General features: G+C 58.3%; 21 protein-coding genes. 2 read left to right on the top strand and 19 right to left on the bottom strand.

Going from position 1 to position 24,529, the window contains the following annotated elements; translation table 11 throughout:
• Positions 1-11: 11 nt before the first annotated feature.
• From EPD60_RS03400 to EPD60_RS03355, 10 genes are all read right to left on the bottom strand, one after another.
• Entirely contained in the window at positions 12-698 is a 687-nt protein-coding gene (locus EPD60_RS03400; protein WP_131446863.1) for a LolA family protein, read from the bottom strand.
• On the bottom strand, positions 695-1,534 hold the full coding sequence (locus EPD60_RS03395; protein WP_131446861.1) for an ABC transporter permease: 840 nt from the start codon (positions 1,532-1,534) through the stop codon (positions 695-697). The genes EPD60_RS03400 and EPD60_RS03395 overlap by 4 nt, the downstream gene beginning before the upstream one ends.
• A complete protein-coding gene (locus EPD60_RS03390) occupies positions 1,518-2,441 on the bottom strand; it encodes an ABC transporter ATP-binding protein (RefSeq protein WP_131446859.1) in 924 nt (307 codons plus the stop codon). The genes EPD60_RS03395 and EPD60_RS03390 overlap by 17 nt, the downstream gene beginning before the upstream one ends.
• A gap of 71 nt (positions 2,442-2,512) precedes the next feature.
• The gene (locus tag EPD60_RS03385; RefSeq protein WP_131446857.1) at positions 2,513-3,277 is read right to left on the bottom strand and encodes a LuxR C-terminal-related transcriptional regulator; all 765 of its coding nucleotides are present in this window, start codon (positions 3,275-3,277) and stop codon (positions 2,513-2,515) included.
• A 54-nt stretch (positions 3,278-3,331) separates the two neighbouring features.
• Entirely contained in the window at positions 3,332-3,616 is a 285-nt protein-coding gene (locus tag EPD60_RS03380) for a winged helix-turn-helix domain-containing protein (protein ID WP_131446855.1), read from the bottom strand.
• Positions 3,609-4,286, bottom strand: a complete 678-nt coding sequence (locus EPD60_RS03375) for a hypothetical protein (protein WP_131446853.1) — start codon at positions 4,284-4,286, stop codon at positions 3,609-3,611. The genes EPD60_RS03380 and EPD60_RS03375 overlap by 8 nt, the downstream gene beginning before the upstream one ends.
• Positions 4,283-4,864, bottom strand: a complete 582-nt coding sequence (locus EPD60_RS03370; RefSeq protein ID WP_131446851.1) for a hypothetical protein — start codon at positions 4,862-4,864, stop codon at positions 4,283-4,285. The genes EPD60_RS03375 and EPD60_RS03370 overlap by 4 nt, the downstream gene beginning before the upstream one ends.
• A 151-nt stretch (positions 4,865-5,015) precedes the next feature.
• The gene (locus EPD60_RS03365; protein WP_131446849.1) at positions 5,016-5,675 is read right to left on the bottom strand and encodes a tetratricopeptide repeat protein; all 660 of its coding nucleotides are present in this window, start codon (positions 5,673-5,675) and stop codon (positions 5,016-5,018) included.
• A 54-nt stretch (positions 5,676-5,729) separates the two neighbouring features.
• On the bottom strand, positions 5,730-6,026 hold the full coding sequence (locus EPD60_RS03360) for a 2TM domain-containing protein (protein WP_131446847.1): 297 nt from the start codon (positions 6,024-6,026) through the stop codon (positions 5,730-5,732).
• 111 nt (positions 6,027-6,137) lie between these two features.
• Positions 6,138-8,381 (bottom strand): TonB-dependent receptor, encoded by a 2,244-nt coding sequence (locus tag EPD60_RS03355; RefSeq protein WP_131446845.1) that lies wholly within the window; start codon positions 8,379-8,381, stop codon positions 6,138-6,140.
• A gap of 288 nt (positions 8,382-8,669) precedes the next feature.
• On the opposite strand from EPD60_RS03355, the gene EPD60_RS03350 reads away from it, so the two are divergent.
• On the top strand, positions 8,670-10,685 hold the full coding sequence (locus EPD60_RS03350) for a polysaccharide deacetylase family protein (RefSeq protein ID WP_131446843.1): 2,016 nt from the start codon (positions 8,670-8,672) through the stop codon (positions 10,683-10,685).
• A gap of 100 nt (positions 10,686-10,785) precedes the next feature.
• Here EPD60_RS03350 and atpA read toward each other — a convergent pair whose 3' ends face one another.
• From atpA to EPD60_RS03315, 7 genes are all read right to left on the bottom strand, one after another.
• Positions 10,786-12,363, bottom strand: coding sequence for a F0F1 ATP synthase subunit alpha (atpA, locus tag EPD60_RS03345; RefSeq protein ID WP_131446841.1), 1,578 nt, complete (start codon positions 12,361-12,363; stop codon positions 10,786-10,788).
• A gap of 63 nt (positions 12,364-12,426) precedes the next feature.
• A complete protein-coding gene (gene atpH / locus EPD60_RS03340) occupies positions 12,427-12,990 on the bottom strand; it encodes an ATP synthase F1 subunit delta (RefSeq protein WP_131446839.1) in 564 nt (187 codons plus the stop codon).
• A gap of 107 nt (positions 12,991-13,097) precedes the next feature.
• Positions 13,098-13,592: a F0F1 ATP synthase subunit B gene (gene atpF, locus EPD60_RS03335; RefSeq protein ID WP_131446837.1), complete on the bottom strand. Its 495-nt coding sequence runs from the start codon at positions 13,590-13,592 to the stop codon at positions 13,098-13,100.
• Between the two features lie 164 nt (positions 13,593-13,756).
• On the bottom strand, positions 13,757-13,984 hold the full coding sequence (gene atpE, locus EPD60_RS03330; RefSeq protein ID WP_243647749.1) for an ATP synthase F0 subunit C: 228 nt from the start codon (positions 13,982-13,984) through the stop codon (positions 13,757-13,759).
• Positions 13,985-14,168: 184 nt separating this feature from the next.
• Positions 14,169-15,401, bottom strand: a complete 1,233-nt coding sequence (atpB, locus tag EPD60_RS03325; protein WP_131446832.1) for a F0F1 ATP synthase subunit A — start codon at positions 15,399-15,401, stop codon at positions 14,169-14,171.
• A gap of 121 nt (positions 15,402-15,522) precedes the next feature.
• Positions 15,523-17,142, bottom strand: coding sequence for a hypothetical protein (locus tag EPD60_RS03320; RefSeq protein ID WP_131446830.1), 1,620 nt, complete (start codon positions 17,140-17,142; stop codon positions 15,523-15,525).
• Positions 17,143-17,238: 96 nt separating this feature from the next.
• Complete coding sequence (locus tag EPD60_RS03315; RefSeq protein WP_243647748.1) at positions 17,239-18,951, bottom strand: ABC transporter ATP-binding protein; 1,713 nt, start codon at positions 18,949-18,951, stop codon at positions 17,239-17,241.
• A 765-nt stretch (positions 18,952-19,716) separates the two neighbouring features.
• Between EPD60_RS03315 and EPD60_RS03310 the strand changes: the two genes are divergently transcribed.
• On the top strand, positions 19,717-21,597 hold the full coding sequence (locus tag EPD60_RS03310; RefSeq protein WP_131446826.1) for a T9SS type A sorting domain-containing protein: 1,881 nt from the start codon (positions 19,717-19,719) through the stop codon (positions 21,595-21,597).
• A 77-nt stretch (positions 21,598-21,674) separates the two neighbouring features.
• Here EPD60_RS03310 and EPD60_RS03305 read toward each other — a convergent pair whose 3' ends face one another.
• Together EPD60_RS03305 and EPD60_RS03300 are read right to left on the bottom strand one after the other, a co-directional pair.
• Positions 21,675-23,909, bottom strand: coding sequence for a hypothetical protein (locus EPD60_RS03305; RefSeq protein ID WP_131446824.1), 2,235 nt, complete (start codon positions 23,907-23,909; stop codon positions 21,675-21,677).
• A gap of 83 nt (positions 23,910-23,992) precedes the next feature.
• Positions 23,993-24,379 carry a four helix bundle protein gene (locus EPD60_RS03300; RefSeq protein ID WP_131446822.1) on the bottom strand — a complete coding sequence of 129 codons (387 nt, stop codon included), beginning with the start codon at positions 24,377-24,379 and terminating at the stop codon, positions 23,993-23,995.
• Between the last annotated feature and the right edge of the window lie 150 nt (positions 24,380-24,529).

The raw sequence follows: 24,529 nt of genomic DNA, 5'->3' as shown, positions 1-24,529 counted from the left end.
ACATTACCGCATTACTTAAATACGCTATCCGGCACACCCTTATTGATCGTATAATTACTATAGGTAAGCACGACGCTTCCTTTGCCGCTTTTCGGCGCCGCTTTTTTGGGGCCGCTTTTTTCGTAGTCGAACGTAACGCCTTTGGGCAGCTTGAATTCTTTGGTATCGAACAGGAAAGTGACTTTGCCGGGCAGGCCCCAGGCGGTGTACTTTCCGTATTCCAGCTGCATTTCATAGACGCCGCCGTCGCGGGTCACCACGGTACTCTTGCGGATCACCTGGGCCGCTGCGTCGATATAGAGCGTGCTCAGCACCACGTTGTCCGTCTCGCTGTTCGGCAGCAGCTTTATCACGCGGGTATTGGTGTTCCCGATGCGCGCGTTGCCGGCATCCACGATGCTGTAATTGCCGCCGGCCAGCAGGGCGGCCATGTTCACGCGGACGCCTCCCTTGGGCAGCACCGAAAGGCCGTCGGGCTTTTGCACGCTGAACTTGTCGGGGTAGCGGAAGAACACCAGCACCGCCGACTTCGGGGCATTGATAAAAGGCACGTTGATATCCATCGTGGCGGCCGCCTTATAGTCATGCACCTTGTCGAGCCGCGCCTTTACCTGGCGCACCAGGGTAGCCGCATCCTGTGCGCGGGCAGGCTGCAGGCAAAGCAGGGGCAACAGCAGCAGAAACAGTTTCCGGATCATGAGAGAATGTCTTTTTTACGGGCGATGAAAATGGTGGCGCCTACAAAAAGCAGGATATGTGCCAGCAGGATGGACGCCGAGCGCGCGATCTCGGGACCGTCGACGGGGCGCTCGAAAAAGCCCTTCCAGTTGAGCATATGGTTGGTAAAAAGCCAGGGCTTCAGCGACTGGAACAGCGGTATGTCCATCGTGGTGAGGATGGTACACACGATGATGACGCTCATGGTGGCGATGATCGGGCCAACGGCATTCTCGGCAAAAAGCGAGAAGAAAAAGGCCAGCGCCGCCACGGTGGTCATGGCGAGGGCCGCGAAGCCGAAGGCCGCCGCGTAGCGCCACAGCACGTCGGCGCTGTCGAGGATGACAATCATGTCGCTCTTCAGGATGATGAGGTCGCCGGTGCCGAAGAGGAGCAGCGAGCCGCCGAGGGCGAGCAGGGCCATGAACAGCAGGAGCAGCAGCGTATACAGCGTAGCGGCGATGAACTTCGAAAGCAGCAGCGCCGAGCGGCTCACCGGCCGCGAAAAAAGCAGGCGCAGGGTGCCCATGTTGGCCTCCCCCGCGATGGAATCGCCGGCCACCAGCGCGATGAGCAGGGGCACATGTACCAGCAGGGTCTGCAGGATGACGAAGCACACAAACCAGCCGTTGATGATCTGCCCGGATATGGAAAACGTACTTTCCACCGACTGCAGCGCGAAACCCAGGTAGGTGCGGCCGTCGGCCCAGAGCGCCAGCTGCAGCAGCCACACGATGGCTGCGATCGCGCCGAAGGCGATATAGGTGCGCGGCTTTTTCGCGATCTTGAACAGCTCGATCTTAATGAGTCGCCACATCTGCTTTCTGGGTTATGGAGAGGAAATAGTCTTCAAGCGAATGCCGGGGCTGCAGGGCCAGGATATCTACGTTCATAGCTACCAGGTCGCGGGCGAGGCGGGGCACGTCGGTGCGGGCCATGCGGAGCAGCAGGCGGTCGCCGGCGGGCTGCACGGCCCCGGCCCAGGAAGAAGCGAGCAACTTGCGCCGCGCGTCGGCGGCGTCGGCTGTAAGCAGCTCCACCTGCATATCGGCGGGGTTGAGGAGCTGGCGCACCTTGCCTTCGGCCACCTTGCGGCCCCGGTCGATAATGATCATGGCATCAGCCACGAGCTCCACTTCGCTCAGCAGGTGCGAAGACACCAGCACGGTCTTGCCCTCCTCACGGCTGAGGCGGCGAAGCAGTTCCCGCACCTCGGCGATGCCCTGCGGGTCGAGGCCGTTGGTGGGCTCGTCGAGCACGAGCAGGCGCGGGTTGTGGATGAGCGCGCAGGCAAGGCCAAGCCGCTGCTTCATGCCCTGCGAAAAGGTCTTCGCCTTGTCGAAGGCGCGTTCGCGGAGGCCCACCACTTCGAGCTGCCGCAACACGGCTTCGCGCGTGGGCCGCAGGCCCGACAGCTGCGCCAGCAGGCGCACATTATCGTAGGCGCTGAGGTATTGATACAGGTCGGGCCGCTCGATGACGGCACCCACCTGCGCCAGCACCTCGTGGCGGTGGCGCTGCAGCTCTTTTCCAAAAAGTTCGATGCGGCCGGCCGAGGGCTGCACCAGCGTCAGCAGCATGCGGATGGTGGTGGACTTGCCCGCGCCGTTCTGCCCGAGGAAGCCGTACACCTCCCCTTCCTCCACGCTGAAAGAAAGGTCGTCTACCGCCTTGAGGTTGGGATAAAACTTCGAAAGGTGCTGTACGGAGATGATGGGCGTCATTCGGGCTACAAAGCTAGCGCGGGGCCAGCCTGAGCAGAAACACGCGATCCGTTAAAAAGTTGAGTCAACGTCTAGACCAACCCCTCCCGGATCGCCTTGGCGATCAGCTGTGAGGAGTTGGCGACGCCCGCCTTGCGAAGCATGTTCTTGCGATGGGTGTGCACGGTGGCTTCGCTGATGGCAAGGCGCTCTGCTATGTCGGAGCTGCGAAGACCTTCAATCAGAAGCGCAAGGATCTCTTTTTCCCGGCGGCTCAGGTTGTCGTTGGCCAGCGGGAAGACCCGGGTCACATCGACATCGATATAGGACGGCTCACCATTGAGCCCGATGAACGACAGAACCAGCATGCCCGTTTCCTTGATATGGGTGATGTCGGTATGCACCGCCAGGGTCTGCAGAATGTTGCCTTGGTTATCGGACCGCAGCACCACCGACTGGTGCAGTACCCGGATATACTGTCCGTCGTTGCGCCGGAGGCGCACATCGTAGCGGGTCTTATAGTGGGGAATCTTTTCGATCGGGAGGCTTTTGAAAAACTCGCCCGTCTTGACGACAAAGTTGAGAAAATGCGGCTGGTCGTGCGGATGCATCACCGAAAGCAAAAAGGGAACATCAATCTGGTTGATTTCATACCCAAGAACGGCGGTTATCTCCTCGCTCAGATAATCAAAGGAAGCCGTGATGCTGTTGAACAGGAAATAGTAATAGTCGCCCACCTGGAAGAAAGCCTGTAGCTTTTTCGAAAGCTCATTTTCGGGTACGGGTGCTGCTTCGGGTGCGTCTCCGGCAAGCTGCTTCCAGATTCGGGCGGCTTCCCGGTAGATAGGGACATACATATTGGTCAGATGAGTTTAGACGACCAATATAGTAGAAATACGGAAAATGTAGAATTATTTCTGAATATATCCCTGGAGGGCCCGCACATAGGCCTCAAAAGCGTCTACCCCTTTGGGCGTCACCCGGCAGAGGGTCTGGGGGTAATTATCCTTGAACTGCTTGGTCACCTCGATATAGCCCGCCTCTTTGAGCTTCTGCACCTGCACGCTCAGGTTGCCGGCGGTGGCGCCGGTCTTTTCGCGCAGGAAGGTGAATTCCGCTTCCTTCACCCCGATCAGGAGCGACATAACCGCCAGCCGCAGCTGCGAATGCAATATGGGATCGAGGTCTTTAAACATGCAGGGAACGTTGCTGTTTGCGGTGACGGGCGCGCAGGATCAGTCCCGGAACGAGCCAGTTGGCGATACCGGCGAGTCCATTAAAGAGCATGTCCCAGGTTGTGGTGGTAAAGCAGGAGGCTATAAAGAAAAGGTAGCAGAGCACAGCCCCTACGAGCATGGGCCGAAAGCGCTGGGCGATGCCGGTGGCGAGAGTAGGAATGCCGTATAGCAGGATCAGCAGGCTGCCATAGCTGGGAATGCGGATATGCCCGTCGCGGGTGACGCCGTTGACCTGCTCCAGCAACACCGTGCCCCGCGCCGCCAGCGCCCGCTCTTCGGCCCCCGGCACCACGTTGAAGTAAAACACGAGCGCGAAGATGCTCAGGCCGTATACCAGCCACACCGCGTTCATCGCTTCCTGCACATGGGTACGTACGACGCGCTGCCGCGACTCGCGCACCGAGATCACCACCTGCGGCACAAGGGCCGCCAGCGTGAGCATCCAGACGTCGAAGCCGACCTTGAAATTCCAATAGCGCTCCGCGAAGCTGGTAAGGCCGCAAACAGCAATGTCCGTTCCCCAGAGGATGGCGCTGGTACCGGTTTCGTGAAAGTTCTTCTTCGCCTTACCGATCATCTCGGTGATAAGCCGCAGGCTTTCCTGCTCGCTCATTGGTTGCTCGTTCATGCCTGTTCGTTTTTGATACGGCCCAGCAGGTAGCCGGGAATAATGTAGCTGCATAGGATCGCCCCGGCCGTAAGCAGCATCTGGTAGTCGTAGGGCACATACACGCAGGCGATGGCAAGAACCCAATTGAGGATGCCGCCGGCCACGAGCGGACGGAAATGCAGCAGGCGCCCGGAGATATAGGTACCGAGCCCGTAAAACATAATGAAGAAAGGATAAGCGTAGAGGAAACCCTCGCGCGAATTGCCGATGAGGATACTCAACACGAAAAAGGAAATACCGATGCCCGTCCACAGGTAGGTCATGAAATCGCCGACGTAGGTGCGCGTGCCGGCGCTGCTGTGGCGGCGCGAGTAGACGATGGTGATGATAACAGCGGGAATGGTCACCAGCCACACGAGGTAATGATGCGGGTATCCGATAAAAACTTTGAGCGCGAACTGCGCCAGCAGGGCCGTGAAAGCCACCCATCCCCAGAAAAGGAAATAGAAGCGGTTAGAGCTCAAATTGGAGCGCGTCTTCCCGATCATCGACCGGATCAGGGCCAGGCTGTCTTCGGGGGTGAAAGAATTGTCCATAATTCGTATTAATGCGGGCAGGGTAAAGATAAGAGGCAGGGAGCGGAAGGAGCGGCAATCGGCAATGCCGGGGCGCAGCTATCGGTACCGCTGCTTCCCCGGCATCCGCCGCGCCCAAAGATCTGAGATCAGAGATCCGGGATCGAAAGTTCTATTTACTTGCCTGCGCCAGGAAATACTGCGTAGCGGGACGTCCCCAGTTCGGGGCCAGGGCGTCGGCAGGCTTGAAGCCATTGTATTTCTCCAGTGCGGTTTCAAAAAGCTTCTTCGCTTCGGTTTTGCTGCCGCCGAATTGCTCGGGGGTGAAGAACTTATCCTGGCCTTCGAGCAGGTAGATGCGCGGGTTCTCGGGGTTGAGCTTGCGCGCCATGGCCAGCGCCTCAGCAGCCTTGGGACCGTAGGTCATATAGCGGCTCATCGGGTCGGCGATCATCCGCATCGAGGCGATCATCTTGCGCACCACCCAGATCTCGGAGTTGTCTTTGCTGAGCGCCTCGGCTTTGTCGAGCAGGGCCTCCGCCTTGTCGGCCATCGGATCAATCTTGTCGGCTATGCCGCCGCGCAGGCCGTTCATCTGCAGCATGCCGGCATTCACCTTGGCGAGGGCGGCATAATAGTATGGCTGCCACTGGGTCTTCTCCGCTTCGGCAATGCGCTCAAAGCTGTTGGAAAGATCTTCAAGCGCCGCGGGGGTACGCGTGGTGTCGATGGCAATAACGCGCGGCTGCATGGCCGACACGAATTTTTCTGACTGTGCCTCTGCGCCTGCGAAAGCGGCAGCGGAAAGAACGAGAAGGAGTAACTTTTTCATGTGTGTTGGGATTGAATTTCGATTATAAGATTGTTGTCAGGGTTTATAGTATTTCTACGGACGGCTGCCGCGCTGGCGGCTCAGCCGCTCATACTCGCGCTCCTCGGCGTCGGAGCCGCCGCCGTAGGCGTGGTACCAGCCCAGGGCGATGCCGATGCCCCAGCCGAGTGTGGGCCAGATGGGCCAGGGAACTCCACCGCTGTAATAAGGGCGACCGGTAAAAAACCAGATGGCCCAGAGAAAGGCATTCACCACAAGGTAAGTGGCGAGGCTACGGCGGAAGGCCGCGCGGCGGCGGGCGATGCGCCACAGGTGCGGGTCACGGCCCTCAGCATTCGTTTGTGTATCCATGGTATTTGGTTGATTGGTTAATTGGCTAATTGGTCTTTAAGGCTGTAGTGAACTCAGGGCCGGCAACCACTGCACAAATCAGAAATCAGACATCCGACATCAGACATTCTCCTAGAGGTTGCTGTTGATCACATCCTCCGTGCGGTCCACGCCGAAGGAGATAAAGGCCCCGAGAAAAACAAACATATTCGTGGGCGGGGTGATGGCTTCCTTGCGCATCCCGTTGTAGGCATACTTGTAGCCGTATACCTGCTGGTTGCCCAGCACATTCGAAACCGAGAACACGAGCACCGTAAAGCGGCTGGCGCCTTTTTTCGAAAACAGTTTCGGCAGGTAGTTGACGCTGATGGAAGCGCTGTGATAGTCGATGGTGCGGCCGGCGTCGGTCAGCACCGGCTTGCTGGAAGCGTCGTAGCCGATGTTATAGTAAGGACGGCCCGAAGCATAGGTATACGAGGCATTGAACTGTGTTTTGATACCGGGTACGAAGCGCTTCAACACGAGCGAAGCGGTGTGCTTCGCGGCAAAGGACGGCTCTATAGCGGCGGGGAAATTGAGGTAGTCGCGCTTTGTGTTGAGGAAGGAGTACGACACCCAGTAGTCCAGGTTCTTGATCGTTTTCTTGTCGCGCCAGAACAGCTCGAAACCCTTTGCATCGCCATAGCCCGTTGAGCCGGTGGCGAGCTCATGGCCACCCACGATGCCCGTCTTGAGCAGGCTCTGGTAACGCTTGTAAAAGGCCTCGAGGCGCAGCGTCTGCTGGGCGCTGATGCGCTGGTACTGCGCAATGTAATGGGTGGCCCTCGCGTAGTCGAGCGTCACCGGCGCGGGCAGGTAGCGGCGCTCGGGCGACTGGTAAAACTCGCCGTAGGCCAGCGATGCCTGCCCGCCCTGGCCCAGCTTATAAGCCAGTGAAAGGCGGGGCGCCACGTTGACTTTATTCAGCAGCGACGAATGCTCGGCACGCAGTCCGGCGCGGGCGGCCAGCTCATTGGTAAGGTAGATATCGGCCTCGCCGAACAGCGATTTGATTTGCTCGGTAACGTTGTTCGGAATTTGCTGCCCGTTGTACCGGGTGAAGTCGGAGCGGTCGCTGCTGTAGTTGTATTCGGTGCCGACGCGCAGTGCGCTCAGTCCCTTCAGCCGGTGCTCGAAAACAGCCTTGGCGTTGGCATAGTGCCCTTTTGTGCGGAGCCCGAAGTTGCGCTCTTCCAGGCCTCCCACCAGCCTGGCGTCGTTATCGGCATTCACCAGGCTGCTGTTGATATCGTCGTGGTTCGTTGCATAAGAAGCGCCCAGCTGCAGCTTCCAGCCGCGGCCCAGGTTCTCGCGCCACGACAGGTTGTGGTACATATTATCGTTGGCCAGTCCGAACGCGTCTTTATAACCAAGCGTGTCGATGCTCGTCTGCCGCAGACCGAGCTTGTTGTAGCTGAAGTAACCATAGTATTTCAGCATGCCGGAAGCAGAGGTTTTGATGCGGAAGTTGGCATCGGCGGTGTGGTATTCGGGGATGTGGGTGTATTCGTCGCGCAGCTTAATCAGCTGAAAGCCCAGCCAGATATTGGTATAGCCGTACGATGCGCCCCAGGACGACTTCTTGTTCTTCGCCAGCTTCTGGATGCCGGCGTTGGCGCCGATTACCGAAATGCCGACGCTGCCGGCGCTTTGCTCGGGCAGGTCGATCGACTCGAGGATGAGCGCCGAGGATAGTGCTTGTCCGTAAAGGGCCGAATAGCCGCCGGCGCTGAACACGGTGCCCTTAAAAATAAAAGGCGAAAAGCGTCCGCGCTGGGCCACATTGGGCACCGAGCTGTAAAAGAAATTATTGACCAGGGTGCCGTCGATGAAGGTCTTGGTTTCCTGCGCGGTGCCGCCGCGTACAAAGAGCCCTTCGCTCTCCCCTACCTGCTGCGCGCCGGGAAGCGTCTTCACCGCGGCCGTTACGTCGGCGTTTGCAGAGGCGGTGGTCACGATATCGATCGGGCTGAGCACCGTGCCTTTTTTCTTATCCGAAGCCTCGAAGGAGCCGGCGGTGATCACCACGGCTTTGAGCTCGGTGACTTCCTCGCGGATGCTGAATTGTACTTCCAGGGGGCTGCCGTTGAGCTGCACCGGCTGGCTGGCGGCCTTGAAGCCCACCGCGCTCACCTCCAGCACCTGCGCTCCCTTCTCGGTACTGCGGAACGAAAAGCGGCCCATGGAGTCGGCTGTGGCACCGTCGTAGGAGCCACGGATCGCGATGGAAGCACCCGCCACCGGTGCGCCTTTGCCGTCGCGTACGGTGCCGCTGATGGGCTGGGCGCCCGCGATGGCGGCGATCAAAACAAAGAGGGTGAAAAAAGCGGCTCTCATAAAATGCAATTGTAGGACAAACGTAAACTGGTTTACAATATAAACCAAACTAAATTTTAAAGCCTGGTTGCATTAATCGCGCCGGGAGCGCCATCAGGACCCGAATATTAAAGAAAAGGGCTTTCCCGCTCTGCATTTAGGGGAGCACTTATTTGCGCAAAAGTGGCTTGCCAACGTTTGGCATTATGTTTTCGCGATAGATAATACACCATCGGTTTCTCTGAAACCCGGAGAAATCGTGGAATAATCGCCTGAAACCAACTTTTCTATTCCAGTCAAACCTATACCGTGACAACACAACCACTTGGCAGACCATTCTTCCTGCACAGCCGGAAGAAATTCTTATTGTTGCCGCTTGCTCAATGCATCCTCCCCCTGCAGCTGCTGCGGGCCATTTTCCTGCTTGCCGGCCCGGAGGCTGGGAAGGGCACGGAAACGGCTTACGTGCTGGTGCTTTATGCCATCCTGTTTGTCAATACCGGTCTGGAAATGTATGCGGCTGGCCGCCTGTTGCTCAGCTTCGGCACCAAGGCGGAACGAGCGCAAATTGCCTGCCCGCTTCTGCTGGCCAAAGCCTGTCTTTGGCTGCTGGCCTTGGCAGGCTATATCCTGTGCAGTGTCCGGTATACAGGCGCCACCAGTTACGAGGCGATCACAAACAGTTTGTTCGCCATAATATCGGCCAGCCTGCTGCTGCCTGCCTGGCTGCCCGGAAGTAATGGGCGCTTATCGATAGATCGGCACGTATTGCTGCCCCACCTGGCCTTTTGTATCGTAGCCACCCTGCTGACCATCATCCCCGGAGCGCTGCAGCTGCTGCCGCTGGTTGCAGCCGTCTATGCGCTTTTGGTTCTCTGGCAATTGCGGCAGTCCCTGCACAAGACAGGACTGCGCCAGGCCTCTTTGTGGATCGCGGCGCTGCGCCGCTTCCTGCACAATGGCGCTTCCTTCCCGATAAAGTACTGGATCGCGAATCAATTTTCCGTAGCCGTGCTGCTGCTGGTGGCTTTCCTGCCAATGGAGGAAGATGCCTGGGTGCTTGCCGGGGCGATCAATGTCTTCCTGCTGGAGCAGGCGCTCTTTCTTTTCCCGGTGATCGGCTTCCTGCTGCCTTTTGTGCAGGTCGCCTATATCCGGAGCCGGCGCGACGGTCTCGAACGGCTGCAGCGCCTCATGCCTTATGTGATGCTGTTATCGCTCGGGGCCACAATCATCGCCCTGTTTCTTTCCGATGTGATTGTAACCCACTACCTGGGCATTCGCTTCGCCGGTGCCACGGCCATCGTTTCCGTGTTATCGCCGGTACTCTTTTTCCACCTGATGAATACCCTGCTGGGACTGCAGCTGTTTCTCAACACGAAGCGAAAGCGGGAATATCTGCGTTCTTTTGGTTTTGGTTTTTTCCTGAATATGGGCCTCCTGATCCTGTTCAAGGGGTTCTGGCACAGCAACGGAGCGGCCTTTCTCCTGACGTTGACGGAAGCGCTCCTCTTCGGCGCTTACCTGATTTACCTGCGCCTCCACCAGGATCCGGACCTTCCTTCCCAATTCCCGCACCCGGGTCGGATTGTCAATAACCTGCTGCACACGCTATCGGAAATTGCCGCGCGCGCGCCGAAGTCGACAGTAGCGGGCCTCGCGTTCCGCTACGGACCGCTGGTGGAAGCTACCCGCCGTGTCGATACTACAGAGCGCGTACTTTACCTCACCTTCGACGACGGCCCGGATCCGTTGGGAACCCCCTTTGTGCTGGAGCAACTTCGGCGCTATGATGCCCGGGCCACCTTCTTTTGCCTTGGCGCCGCCGTGGCGCGACACCCCGAACTTTACGAACGCGTCCGTGCCGAAGGCCACGCCGTCGGAAACCATACGTACCGGCACTTGGATAGCTGGGAAACCCCGGCGAAGGCCTACCTCGCGGATGTGAGCGAGGCCGCCAGCCTTATCGACTCTCCGCTCTTCCGCCCTCCGTATGGGCATATCAACCGCTCGCGGATGCGGCGGATGCGGCACGGCGGCCAACCAATGCAGCTCGTACTCTGGTCGGTAGATAGCAAGGATTACGATTCGGGCATCACTCCGGAGCAGAGCTTCCACAACGTGGTCAATGCCGCGGGACCGGGGTCGATCATACTATGCCACGACATTGATTCGTCGGCACCTAACCTCAGGGTGATGCTGCCGCGCCTGCTGGCGCATTTTACTGCACTTGGCTACCGGTTCGAGGCTATCCCTGTAACCGGGAAGCCAGCTACCCGGCAAAGTGAGCCATCGGTCTGCATCAGCAATCATAGCTCTTTTTGAAACAGCTTCCAGGAGCACTGCACCTCACGGGAGCAAAGAATATGGCACGATAAAACCCTTCGCCTCTGGCGAAGGGTTTTATTTAAAAAGCACCGGGTGCTTACTTGTACTGGGGAATGAGGCTGTTCGTCAGCGCCGTCAGCTTGCTGATCGAATCATCCGAAAGACCACCCTTCTTGAACTCGGCGAGCACTTCGGGGTGCTTGTTCTCGAGTTCCATCAGGAGGTGCTCTTCGAATTCCTTCACGCGACGTACGGGTACTTCGCGGATGAGGCCCTGGGTACCGAGGTAGATGATGGCTACCTGCTTCTCCACCGGCATCGGCGAGTACTGGGGCTGCTTCAGGATCTCCACGTTACGGGCACCCTTGTCGATAACCAGCTTGGTAGCCGCGTCGAGGTCACCACCGAACTTCGAGAAGGCTTCCATCTCGCGGTAGAGGGCCTGGTCGAGCTTCAGGGTACCGGCCACCTTCTTCATCGACTTGATCTGGGCGGAGCCACCTACGCGGCTAACCGAGATACCTACGTTGATGGCGGGGCGGATACCGGCGTTGAACAGGTTCGACTCAAGGAAGATCTGTCCGTCGGTGATCGAGATCACGTTGGTGGGGATATAAGCGGATACGTCACCAGCCTGGGTTTCGATGATCGGCAGGGCCGTCAGCGAGCCACCACCTTTTACGAGGTGCTTGATGCTCTCGGGCAGGTCGTTCATCTGGCGGGCGATGGCGTCGTTGTTGATCACCTTGGCGGCGCGCTCCAGCAGGCGGCTGTGGAGGTAGAATACGTCACCGGGATAAGCCTCGCGGCCCGGGGGGCGGCGGAGCAGCAGCGATACCTCGCGGTAGGCTACGGCCTGCTTTGACAGGTCATCAAAGATGATGAGGGCCGGACGTCCGGTGTCGCGGAAGAACTCACCGATGGCGGCACCGGCGAAGGGCGCGTAGAACTGCAGCGGAGCGGGCTCCGAGGCAGAGGCGGCTACGATCACGGTATAGTCCATGGCACCGGCTTCCTGCAGGGTCTTCATCACACCGGCGATGGTCGATGCCTTCTGGCCGATGGCGACGTAGATGCAGTATACGGGCTTACCTGCCTGGAAGAATTCTTTCTGGTTGATGATGGTGTCGATGCAGATGGCGGTCTTGCCGGTCTGACGGTCACCGATCACAAGCTCACGCTGGCCGCGGCCGATCGGGATCATGGCGTCGATGGCCTTGATACCGGTTTGCAGGGGCTCGGTTACGGGCTGGCGGTAGATTACACCGGGGGCCTTGCGCTCCAGCGGCATTTCGTAGCGCTCGCCGGCGATGGGGCCTTTGCCGTCGATGGGCTCACCGAGGGTGTTTACCACGCGGCCTACCATGCCGTCGCCTACCTTGATGGAGGCGATCTGGCCGGTGCGGCGCACCTTGGCACCTTCCTGGAGGGTTCCCATTTCACCCATGAGTACGGCACCTACGTTGTCTTCCTCGAGGTTGAGGGCGATGCCCTGCACACCGTTCTCGAATTCAACGAGCTCACCGGCACGTACGTTGCCGAGGCCGTATACACGGGCGATACCATCACCGATCTGCAGAACGGTTCCTACTTCCTCCAACTCGGCGGTGGTGTTGGCACCGCTCAGCTGCTGGCGAAGGATGGCACTAATTTCATCAGGCTTTATTTCAGGCATTGTTGCTGATTTACTTGTTTCTAATTGATTGTATTACTACACACTTCTAACTACGCAATGCAGTTAGTTGATCTTATAAATAAAGTCGTTCTTGTCAAACTGGCGGCCGATCTCCTGGAGCTCATAGGCAATGGAGGCGTCGACCAGCTTGTCGCCGGTCTGCAGCACGAAGCCACCGATAAGGTCGGGGTTCACGCTCGTTTCCAGCTCGATCTGGTCCATATGACCCGACTGCTTCACCTGCGCCACAATGCGGCTTTTGACTTCTTCGCTTACGGGCGCGGCGGTGGTCAGCTTCACGGTGTGGATGCCTTTGAGCTGCTTGTACTGGTTGATGAAGGACGGGATGATCTCCACGAGCTCGCCTTCGCGGCCTTTGGCCACGAGCAGCTTGGTGAAGGCCAGCGTCAGCTCGCCGATATTGCCGGCGGTCACCGCGTTGATCACAGCCTGCTTCTTGTCGCTCGATACCACGGGGCTTTTCAGCATCGTATTGAAGTCGGGGCTCTGGCGGATCACCTCACGCAGGAACTGCATATCGGTATACACCGACTCCAGCTGCCCGCGCTCCTTGGCGAGGTCCAGCAGCGACTTGGCATATCTCGAAGCTAAACGGGGATTAGGCATGGTATTAATGTGATAATGTGGTAATGTGATAATGCGGTAATCAAATCCGGTCTCTCCTACATGTGGCTTCTCTGTTTACCACATTACCGGATTACCGCATTACCGCATTAATTCAATTTGATTTCGTTCACGAGGCCGTTGATGTGGGCTTCCTGGGCCTGGGGCGTGTCGAGTTGCTTGCGCAGCACCTTCTCGGTCACCTCGATCACGAGCTTGCCCACCTGGTTCTTCACCTCGGTGAGGGCTGCCATCTTCTGTGCGTTGATGGCCTGCTGGGCTTCGGCGATGATCTTGTTGGCTTCGTTCTTCGCCGCGTCTTTCGCTTCGTTCACGATCTTGTCGCGGGTGTCGCGGGCTTCCTTCAGCATCAGGGCGCGCTCTTCGCGGGCCTTGGCCATCAGCTCTTCATTCTCACTCTTCATCTGGGCCATCTCGGCCTTCACACGCTGCGCGGTCTCCAGCGAATCGGCAATGCCTTTCTCCCGCTCGCCGAGCGAGTTCAGGATGGGTCCCCAGGCGAACTTGCGGAGCAGGAAGAACACGATCAGGAAGGAAAGCAGCGTCCAGAAGAATAGGCCGGTGCCGGGTATTAACAGATCCATTATCTAGGGATTTGGGTATTTCTTGATTTGTCGATCGATTTGCTGATGCCCGATATCCGATGTCCGATTTAGATCGGACATCCGAGATCCGAGATCGAAAAATTTAAGAAACCGCGCCCTCGGCCCTGTGCGTCGGGCGCGGTAACTTCTTTTGTTGGCAGCTCTTATACGAACATGGCCAGGATACCTGCGATTACCGCGAAGAGGGCAACACCCTCGATAAAGGCGGCGGTCAGGATCATGTTGGCGCGGATGTCGTTGGAAGCTTCCGGCTGACGGGCGATGGACTCAACGGCACCACGGCCGATCTGGCCGATACCGATACCAGCACCGATTGCAGCCAGGCCAGCGCCAATGGCACCACCGGCGTTCGCGTAAGGAACTGTGCTCAACAGAATGGTTAACAAACTCATGACGGTTGTTTTATGTTGTTTAAAAAATCACACTTTGAGAGAATCTCTGATGTCTGATGTCTGATGTCTGATTTTTTCAGACAGAACCGTCATCAAGCAACCGAAGACCCGTTTACTGCTTTCTCCTAAAGATCCGAGATCAGCGATCTGAGATCTTAGATGTTCATCCAATGATCACCGGCTCGGTGGGCGGGTGGCCTGCGTGGGCTTCGCCTTCATGCTGGTGATGATCTTCCGTGGCCTGGCCGATGAACACCGCCGTGAGGTTGGTGAAGATGAAGGCCTGGATAAAGGCCACCAGCACTTCGATCACGAAAATGAACACCGAGAAGGCGATCGAGATGGGCATAAAGCCCCAGCCCGCTACCTTGGCCAGTGAACCGAAGATGAATATGAGGGAGATGAGACAGATAATGATGATGTGCCCCGCCAGCATGTTGGCGAAAAGACGGATGATGAGGGCGAAGGGCTTGGTGATGATCGACAGGATCTCTACCGGCACCATGATGAACTTGATACCGAAGGGCACCGGGGGGTTGAAGATGTGACCCCAGTAATGCTTGTTGCCCGAGATATTGATCACCAGGAAGGACACGAGGCCCAGCATGGCCGTGAAGGCGATATTGCCCGTTACGTTGGCCGAGCCGGGGATGAGGCCGAACAGGTTGTTGATCAGGATGAAGAAGAAGATCGTCAGCAGCAGGGGCATGAACTTGCGGTAGTGGTGGCCGAGGTTAGGCTTGGCTACCTCGTCGCGCACAAAGGTGATCACCGGCTCGATGGCGTTCTGCATGCCGCGGGGAGCGCTGGTAACGCCCTGGCCGCTCTTGTAGCGCTTGGCAACGCCCAGCATGATCCACACCAGCAGGATGAGCGCCAGCATCATCTGCACCACGTTGCGGGTGATGGAGAAGTCGTACACCTTGGCGCCGGCGAGGGGCGCTTTGGTGCTGGGGTCAACGGCTATAATGTTCTCGTTGCGGTAGCCTTTGGCCTGCTCCTCGGTGAGGTGGCCTTCGGAAACCATCTCGTGGCGCCAGTGCTCGGTTACAAGCTGGTAGCGGCCTTCGGCAACGCTGTGGCCGTGCTCGAAGCGGGCGGAGCTAAAGGTTTTGATGCCGCCGTTCTCTTTATCATACAGAATCACCGGCAGGCTGAGACCATAGGGGTGACCGTTGAGATCGAAGAAGTGGAAAGAGTGCGCGTCCAGCACGTGGCCGAAGATCACCTCGTTGGCGTCGAACTTATTGCCTTCTTTGGCGGGCTCCTCGCTGGCCACGTGGCCATCGGGCGTTTTTTCACCAACCGGTGTGCCGTGATCGTTTTGGGCGAAAGCAAGCACCGAAAACAGGCTGAAAACCGCTACCATCAAGGATTTGACACGTCTAACCTTCATATCTGTTCCCGAAATTTGGCGCAAAGATAAGGGTGCGTGCCCAAAAACAAAGGACAAAGTGCGTCCTTTCGGCAAAAGAAAAGGCGCCCGGTGCGGGCGCCTTTTCTTTTGCGGGAGCTCATCAGAATATCTGGTAATACCGCAGCATCAGCATCCCCGAAAGACCGGGCACCTGTTGCTGGATAATGCCAACGCCGGGTGCGAACCAGGCTGTTCCCAGGTCGCCGCCAAAGGGGTTGTTTTGCCAGCCCGTGTTCATAATATTGAACTGGAGGGCGCCGGTGACCTGGTACACATTCGTATAAGTGCGGCCGTTTACCGTAAGCGTTACGTTGTTGTTGACACAGTTGAACACCGCGCGGATCTGGGTGCTGTTGGAACCGCTGTAAGCGGCGGAGGTCCAGCTGGCACCGGTGGTCAGCGCGTCTTTCACCACCGGCAGCTCGGCGAGGGCACCGGCCGGGAAGGTCACGCCCATCGTGAGGCCAAGGTCTTCCAGGGCCACGGCCTGGTAGGTTGTACCCGCCTCTTTCCGGAACAGGAAGGAATCAGTGACGTTGCCCAGGCTGTTATACTCCCGGAACACCCGGTAGGTCTGGGTGCCGACGGTCGTGGAGGCTTCATTGATATGCTTGACCGTGTCGGTAGGATCGCTGGGGTCTGTATAGGTCCAGTAGCTGTTGGCGCCCAGGGGGAAATAGTCGCCGGAAGGCGTGGTGCCGCCGGTCACAACGGTCAGCGTATAGGTGCAGGTGCTGCCGTCGCCGAAATTAACCGGCACCGTAAAGGTGCCCGCAGCCGTAGGTGTGCCCGTTGCCGCCAGGGTGGCCGTGGGCGTCCCGCCGGCCGCCGTCACGTTGACGTTGGTGGAGGCAAAGGAAACGCCGTTTACGGGAGCCGCCGAAATCGTGTAGGAGCCCGGCTGCGCATAGGCATGGCCGCTCACCTGGATGCCGTTGCCGGCCGGAACGGGCGTCCCCGCCGTATAGGTGCCGGTGATGGAGCCACCGCAGCCACCCGCGGGGGGAGGCGCGCCTACTGTCACCGGGAAGCCGCAGCTGGTGCTGTCGCCGAAACGTACGGTAAAATTATGGGTACCCGTTGCGGCTGGCGTGCCGCTGCCGTTGAGCACAATGGTGGTAGCTCCCGGGGTGGTTACCACCACCGATTTCGAAAAGAAATAACCGTTGATGGTATCGGTAGTTACGTTATAAGTTCCGGCGGCGCTGTAGTTGTGGGTCAGGGTCACATTGTTTCCACCGAGCAGGGCCGTATCCTTATAATAGTTACCGGCTACCTGGGCATTGCAGGTGCCGCCGCCCTGGGCCGTAGCCGTTACGTTTACAATCACCTCGCAGAAAGCCGAGTCGCGGGTAAAGCGCAGCGTGGTGGGCACCGCCTGCTGGGGGGTGCCCCGCGCCGGGATGCGCAGCGATACGAGACCGGTGTCGCTGAAAGTGCCGGTGCCGGCAAAGGAAAACCCGTTCTGGATGTCGGAGTTGATGCTGTAATTACCGAGGGTGCGTACGTTCACCTTCAGCACGATGTAGGAGGAATCGCCGTTGAGGGCGCGACCGGCCACGTAGTTACCGACGACGCTGTCGCCAAGGCAATCACCGAAAATGTCCTGGAGGTCGTAGCGGGCGGGGCTGCCCAGTTCCAGGCTTTCCTCGCGGCGGCAGGAGGTGAGCAGCAGCAGCAGGAGCGCCGGCAGTGCCCAGAGAGAACGCGTCAATTGCATAAGAGTTCAGATGGGTTGCTAATCAAGGTTATGCGGCCCGCCCGGGGCGGGCAAACCTGCGCCAAGGGCGCTGTGACCGGTAATATTACGAATAGTTTAACGCCCTGCGGGTGAATTTATTTTTCGCTCGAACTGCATTTCGTAGAGACGGGCATAGAAGCCGCTGCGCCGGAGCAGCTCCGCATGGGTGCCCGTCTCCTTCACCTCACCCTTGTCGAGCACCAGGATCTGGTCGGCGCGCTGGATGGTGCTGAGGCGGTGCGCGATGATGATGGAAGTGCGTCCCGCAACCAAGGTCCGGATCGCGTGTTCGATCAGGGCCTCGCTTTCCGTATCGATAGAAGAGGTGGCCTCGTCGAGCACCAGGATCGCCGGGTTGTAGAGCAGGGCCCGGATGAAGCTGAGCAGCTGTCGCTGCCCCAGCGAAAGCGTGGCGCCACGCTCCATTACGTTGTAATCGTAGCCGCCCGGGAGGCTCAGGATGAAATCATGCATCCCGATGAGCTTCGCCGCCGCCTCCACCCGCTCCTGCGGGATGGCCGGGTTGCGCAGCGTCAGGTTGTCGCGCACCGAGCCGGAGAACAGGAACACATCCTGGAGCACCACGCCCACGTTGGCGCGCAGCGCGTCGAGCTGCCACGCTCCTACCGGCACCTCGTCGATCTTGATACTTCCGGAGCGCACTTCGTAAAGGCGGTTGAGCAGGGAAATGATAGTGGTCTTGCCCGACCCGGTATGGCCCACAATAGCCAGGGTCTGGCCGGGCGGTACCGAGAAGGACACATTGTGCAGCACCGTGTTCTCGGGGCTATAGCCGAAGGTCACGTTCTCGAAATCGATGCGCCCGGCCACCTGCGCCGGCGCATAGGTACCCGTGTCCTGCGTCACATCTTCGTTATCCAGCACCTTGAACACCCGGTCGCCGGCGATGAGCCCCATCTGCAGGGTATTGAATTTGTCGGCGATCACCCGCAGCGGGCGGAAGAGCAGGTTGAGGCAAAGGATAAAGGAGGTCATGATGCCGACGCCTACGTTGGGATGGGCCACGAACCAGACAATAAGGCCGGTTGAAGTGGCCAGGATGATCTCCACCACAGGAAAAAACACCGAGTAGGCGAAGATGGAGTGAATGTTGGCGTCGCGGTGCTCGCGGTTGATGGCGTCGAACTTGTTCATCTCCCGCTTTTCAGCGGCGAAGGCCTGCACCACGTACATACCCGTGATATGTTCCTGCACGAAGGCGTTGAGCGCCGACACGGCGTTGCGCACGCGGTGAAACGACTTGTTGACGCTCTCCTTGAAATAATAGGTCGCCACGATCAGGACGGGGAACGGGATCAGGCAGACCAGGGTGAGCTGCGGGTTGGTGGAGAACATATAAGCCAGCACCGCCACGATGGAAAGCAGGTCGGCCAGGATGGGGATAAGCCCGTCGGCGAAGATGTCGTTGATCCGCTCGATATCATCCACGGTGCGCGTGGTGAGGGTGCCGATGGGCGTGCGGTCGAACTGGCGGAGGTTGAGGCCGAGTACCTTGCGATAGGTGGTCACGCGCAGGTCTTTCACCACCGACTGCCCGAGCCAGGAAGTAAGGTAGGAGAAAATAAAGCGCAGGGCGGTTTCCACCAGCAGCAGCCCGATCTGGATGAGCGTGATCCGTACTACCCACACCGCGTTCCCGCTGGCAACGAACTCCCGGATCGTTTTGTCAATAAGCGCGGGGCGCACCGGTGTCAGCACCGCCAGCACGACCGCCAGGGCAATAGAGCCCCAGAAGGTGCGCTTATAGGGCCGAGCAAAGCGAAGCACGCGTTGAAGGGAGGTAAGACTGAAAGCGGGTTTCTTATCGGGCTGAGACAATCAGGCAATTTTAGGGAACAAAAGTAGGACCGGAACAAGGTTCCGGACTCTGAGGTTCTGAGGTTCTATGGTTTTAGGCTTGGATGGCGGAGACATCACGCCCGTGGTTTTGGGGAACACGCAACGCACGGATTCAGGTGCGGCCTGAGCCGTATATCCCCCGCCGGTAGCAAATCCAAAAAAATATGGGTTGTCCTCCAAAAATCAACCGGCTAAAAAACAGGTCATTAGCCGCAGACTGCATCGCCGCAAATCCATGCATCTGTACCGTATTAATACGAATCACTTATATCGGTGTGAAAATTGTATTAGAATTCAGGTACCGCCCGGCACCGGAGCGCATCCGTCACGACACACTTCAGCTAACCTACCAACATAAAAAACACGCTTATGCTCCGCTATCTTTCCCGACACTTTTTCCCCTGACCGGAAACCTCGGCCGCGACCTGTTATTACCCATTGACCAGGCACCGGTATGCCCGTTTTCCAGGGCGTCCCGGCTCCTGTTGTCCCGACGTTGCTAACCTAAAACCCTTTTATGCAGTTGCAGCATGCAAGTGGTACCTCCGTGTGCCCCGGGGTCTGCTTTCGGTTTGCAGACCCTTCTCCCCCGACCGCCCTTCCTTCCATTTATTTCAATCTACACGCCCGGGCGCCCGCGCGGCCGAAAGGCATTTCCCTACACTCAAACAACTGACCATGAAAATAAATTCTATGTTGAAGTCTTTCCTGCCGTGTACCGTATTTCTACTGGGAATCGGCGCAGCCTATAACAGCAGCGCGCAGACGCCGCAGACGCCCTCCGACTGCAAGACAGGCTGTACCTCCAACGACGTCCAGATCATGCGGGCCTACCTTGTGGATTCGGCTACCCTGCAGCCATTGTCCGCAGGGTATCAATGCCGCGGTTCGGTTAAGGTAAGACTGGCACTCGACCTGACCACCAATACGCCCCGCGTGGGCGTGGTGGTATATGCCAATATCAAATTCCTCGTCAACGGCACCCCCGGCAACATTCTCGCTAACAAAAAAGAATGCTTTGGCACCGTGCTCAACCGGCCTTCCAACCAGGTGGTTTTTTCGGGAGCCTTCACCTGGTCTTGCGGGACACCCATCGCGCTGACCAATGTTTTCATGGGTTGGGGCACCGGCAATACTGATTTCTGCCAGGGACTTTCAGCCTTCCGTTGCCCAGGCACACCTTCGAAGTGCTGGTCGCAGATTGATGGAAATTATATTACCATCGAAATTCCGATGGCGCAGAACGTCTCCCGCTCGCTGTGCCCGGACACGGCAGGCCGCACTACGGCCACATTTAACCTGACCGCCCTCAACGGGGAGGTATCGAACAATGCCAGCAATGTAACGGTGACCTGGTATCGCGACTCCGGCCTGCTCTCGCCGGTCGGTACACCCGCTGCCTACAGTACAGTCAGCACTACGGCATATGCCAAGGTCACGAGCAGCACCAACACCAGCGCCTACAGCAAAGCAGCAGTAACCCTGACAGTGCTTGCCGGGCCGGCGCTTTCGATAACGAATCCCACTGCGTTATGCAGCCCGGCTACGGCCGATCTTACAGCCGCAGTGACTTCCGGTAGTACCTTGCCAACAGGCACAAGCTTATCCTACTGGACCAACTCCGGGGCTACTGCCTCCATGACAACGCCGACCGCTGCCGGTGACGGTACTTATTACATCAAGGCAAGCACCAATACGACCCCCGCCTGCTCCGACATCCGGTCTGTTGTGGTAACTGTGCGGACCACTCCCGTACTTTCGATCACAAACCCGAACGCAGTTTGCTCGCCCTCCACTGTCGACCTGACGGCCGCAGCCGTGACCTCGGGCAGCACGCTGCCTTCGGGCTCCACGCTCTCGTACTGGACCAACTCCGCGGCCACTTCTTCGCTGTCTTCTCCAACAGCTGTGGGCGCCGGCACCTACTACATCAAGGCCAGTACGGGCACGACGCCGTCCTGTTCGGACATTGAAGCCGTAACGGTGTCGGTGTATTCGAATCCCTCCGCGCCGGCGCTTTGCGCGGTGCAGCCCAGCATGTGCGGACCCGCCACCGGTACACTTACTGTAACCAGTCCTGTAGGCAGCACCTACCAGTACAGCATCGATAACGGCCAGCACTGGCAAACGGGCGTAACCTTCTCCAATGTGGCGCCCGGCTCCAACCCGAGCATCGTGGCGAAGGACGGCAGTGGCTGCGTTTCCGCGGCCGCCAATTGCAGCGATGCGGTTACCTGCACCACAACCGCCCGCCTGGCTCCCCCGACCGCCCGTGCGGAAAAACGCGCCCCCGCCGAAGCGACGCCGGAAGACGCCGTAACGGTAAAGGTGTATCCCAACCCCTTCCGCAACTCGGTGAATTTCCGGTTTACCGCGCCGGTTTCGGGCTCCGTGAGCCTGGAAGTGTACGACAATACCGGCCGGCGGGTATCGGCCACCAGCTATGGCAGCATCAGCGCCGGAGCAACGCGGGAGCTTCATTACAGTCCCCGCCAGAAGATCGGCGCGCTGCTGTTTTACCGGCTGCGGATCGGCAGCATGACGGCAAGCGGCAAGATGGTCCAGAGTGAGTAAGCGGGTTTGATGAAGACCTGTCACTTCATCTCCCGGCACTCCAGCAAAAAGCCCCCGCGTTCGCGGGGGCTTCCTGATTATTCGTTGTAGGCAACCGCTCCCATCTGGCTGTTGTAGGCCTTGATGAAAATGGCGCCGAGGTTCCGGTGCGGCGGGATATAATCCTCGAAGCCCGCGAGCTTGCCCGCGTTCTTTTCAAATTCCTTCCAGAAGGGAATCCACTCGATGGTCTTGCCTTCGCGGAGCTTGCTGAACATCAGGTTGAGGAAATTCTGGTTGATGACGTTGAAGCCGGTCTGCTTGGAGGCAACAATGTGCGCGTCGGGAGCATGCTCCAGCACATCATGAATGAGGTGGTAGCCGCCGCAGGAGCCGAGGAACACGATCTTGGCCGCCGGCTGGATCTGGTCGATGGTGGCGCCGGCATAGTAGCTGTGCCCGCGGTGGATGACCACGGTGGGTTGGATGCCGCGGCCGCTCAGGTGATCGTCAAGAGCGGCCTGGGCACGCTCCAGCTCGCCGCTTTCCTCGTCGAGGGGCTTGTTGAAATAAAGGGTGACGGGCTTGCCCGTCGTGGACGCCCAGGCCTGCCATTGCTTTGTATCCTCGATCTTCTTCCAGCCGGTCCTGGCCAGCTGCGCCACCTGGATATTGTAGTTGTTGACGCCGTCTTTATCGCCATAGAAGAAGGCCTGCACAAACACGCGGTTGGTGTCGGCAAGCAGCGAGTTGTAGTCGACCGTATACACCGGCGGCACGCCAAACTCCTTCGACAGGTCGATCTTGCTGGTGGAGTCGGCCGAGCGGAACAGCTTGTCGAGCAGGTTGTAGAGCACGATGCCGCGCTGGTTGTTGCGTGCCCTGTTGCGCTCCAGGTTGGCCTGCACGTTGGCCAGCATCCGTGCCGCCATATCCTTGTTCGTTTGTACAATGGAGGCATAGGAGTCCGCCACATCCACGCCGTCTTCGAGTGTCTGGGTCTTTTCCAGACCGTTCACAAACTCGGTCATCAGCGCCTCGGCGTTTCCTTTATTCGGGAAGGAAGCCAGGAAGTCGTCGAGCGTATTGTAGCCCGCGGCCATCTTGATGAATTTCTTAAAGCGGTCGAAGGAAACGCTCATCAGCAGGGAGTCGCCGCGGTTGGCGCTTTTCTGCATCATCAGCGGGAACACGCCGCGCACATAGCTGGAAGTATACAGCTCCTCGCCGCCGATGACGATGAGGTAATAAAGCTCGGTGGCGCTCAGCTCCTGCAGGACCTTAAAGCGCTTCGCATCGGGCTCTTCGTGGAGGCCGTTGATGGTGTTGATGAAGGGGTCCATGGCGCGGCGGCGGAGCATGTCGTTAATGGCCTTCATGCCCATCACGGTGTCTTTCTGCTGCACCTGCTGCTGTACATAATCGATCCGCGTCCGCACCAGCAGTTTATAGTATTTAACGGGGTCGTCTTTTACGGCATTCACCTGCTCGAGGGTGATCTTGCCGCGGAGAATATTGTCGAGGAAGGGCAGCTGTTTCTGCCCGGCGCCGCCCGAGGTAGCCATCCGTGATACGGTGCGTACCAGCGAGTCGTCCATACGGCGGATGAAGTAGCCGAGGTCATTGTTGGCCGAGGCGTAATCGTATAGCTGCGCCGGGTTGCGGTAGGCCGCCAGGATGATGAGCGAATCGCGGTTGGGCAGGTTCGTATTGTCCTTCAGGGTGGCAAGAATGCGGTCGGGGTGCTGGGCGAGGTATTTCGACAGCACGATGTTCTTTGCTTCCGCCCGGCCGCTGTTGGCATCGAAGCCCTGCGAGCCGATGAGGAAATTGCCCACTTCGTACGAGGAGCGTTCTATTACGGGCACAATGGACGCGCCGCGCTCGTCGAGGGCCATGGCGGCCTCGTAGGCGTCAAACACGGCGGGCAGGTGCGAAGGCAGCACCTGGCGGTTGCGGTAGAGTTTGGCGAAGTTCTTCAGGATGACCTCGAGCCCTTTCAGGTACGCTACTTTTTTCTGGTCGCGGGTAAGGGTGTCGTTCTCGATCACGCACTGCAGGTTGTCCACGCGCCTGGTGATCGTCTGCGTTACCTGGAAGTTTACCTCGGGGTTATTGCCGGCATAGAACTCATTGTCGGCCTTTCCGTCGGCACGCAGGGCCAGCTGCTGGGCCTGGTCCACGAAATCATGACGCAACTGGCGGTTGAGGGGCGGCTTGCAGCCTTGGTCCGGCGTCTTGTGGGCGCCGGCTTTCTGGGCATTTGCCGTTCCGAGCGCCCCCATCAGCACAGCCACCAGCAAAACACGGAAGATCAGGTACATACGGCCCATAGAGCAAATTTAGTACCCGCCGGTTTATGAGGGTGTTAAGAAGCGGTTCTGAGGTTCTGGGATTCTGGGGTTCTGAGGTTGGTTTAGAACCGTGGACCGCGAAAGTCACTGCTCTGAAGGTAGCGGATTAAACCCAGCACGGCACCATCGGTGCGCTTCGCGATGTTGTAAATATGATCAAACCGCTCCTGGTCTATAAAGCGGTTGTCGAGTACGCGATAAAGCTGTGATTGTGTTTCTGTGCAGGAGGCATGACTAACTTCAAGAAACTGAACGAACTCTTTATTTCCGCCCCTTCCAAACCCTTCGGCGATATTATCCATCACCGAACCCGAGGAGGCTTTGATCTGGTCGCGGAGCTTAAAGTCTTTCGCCAACCCCGTTTCTTCACAGATCTGCAGAATTTCCCTGAAAAGCGACCGGGCGAGCTGCCAGGCCTCGATATCTTCGATACGTTTGAAAGTAGGCATGTCCGAAACTAAATATGCCTTTTTTCAGTTCCCGGTGATTTTACCCGCTATTTTTTGCTGTTTTAAACAGGCCGCCGGATACTTTTCCAACGACATTGAAACCATCCCCAGAACCCCAGAACCCTTCTTTAGTTAAGTTATCATTAACGA

This window comes from Flaviaestuariibacter flavus (assembly GCF_004337505.1).
Lineage (GTDB): Bacteria > Bacteroidota > Bacteroidia > Chitinophagales > Chitinophagaceae > Flavisolibacter > Flavisolibacter flavus.
Note: the sequence above shows the minus strand (reverse complement) of the source record. Positions and strands in the feature narration are given on the sequence as shown.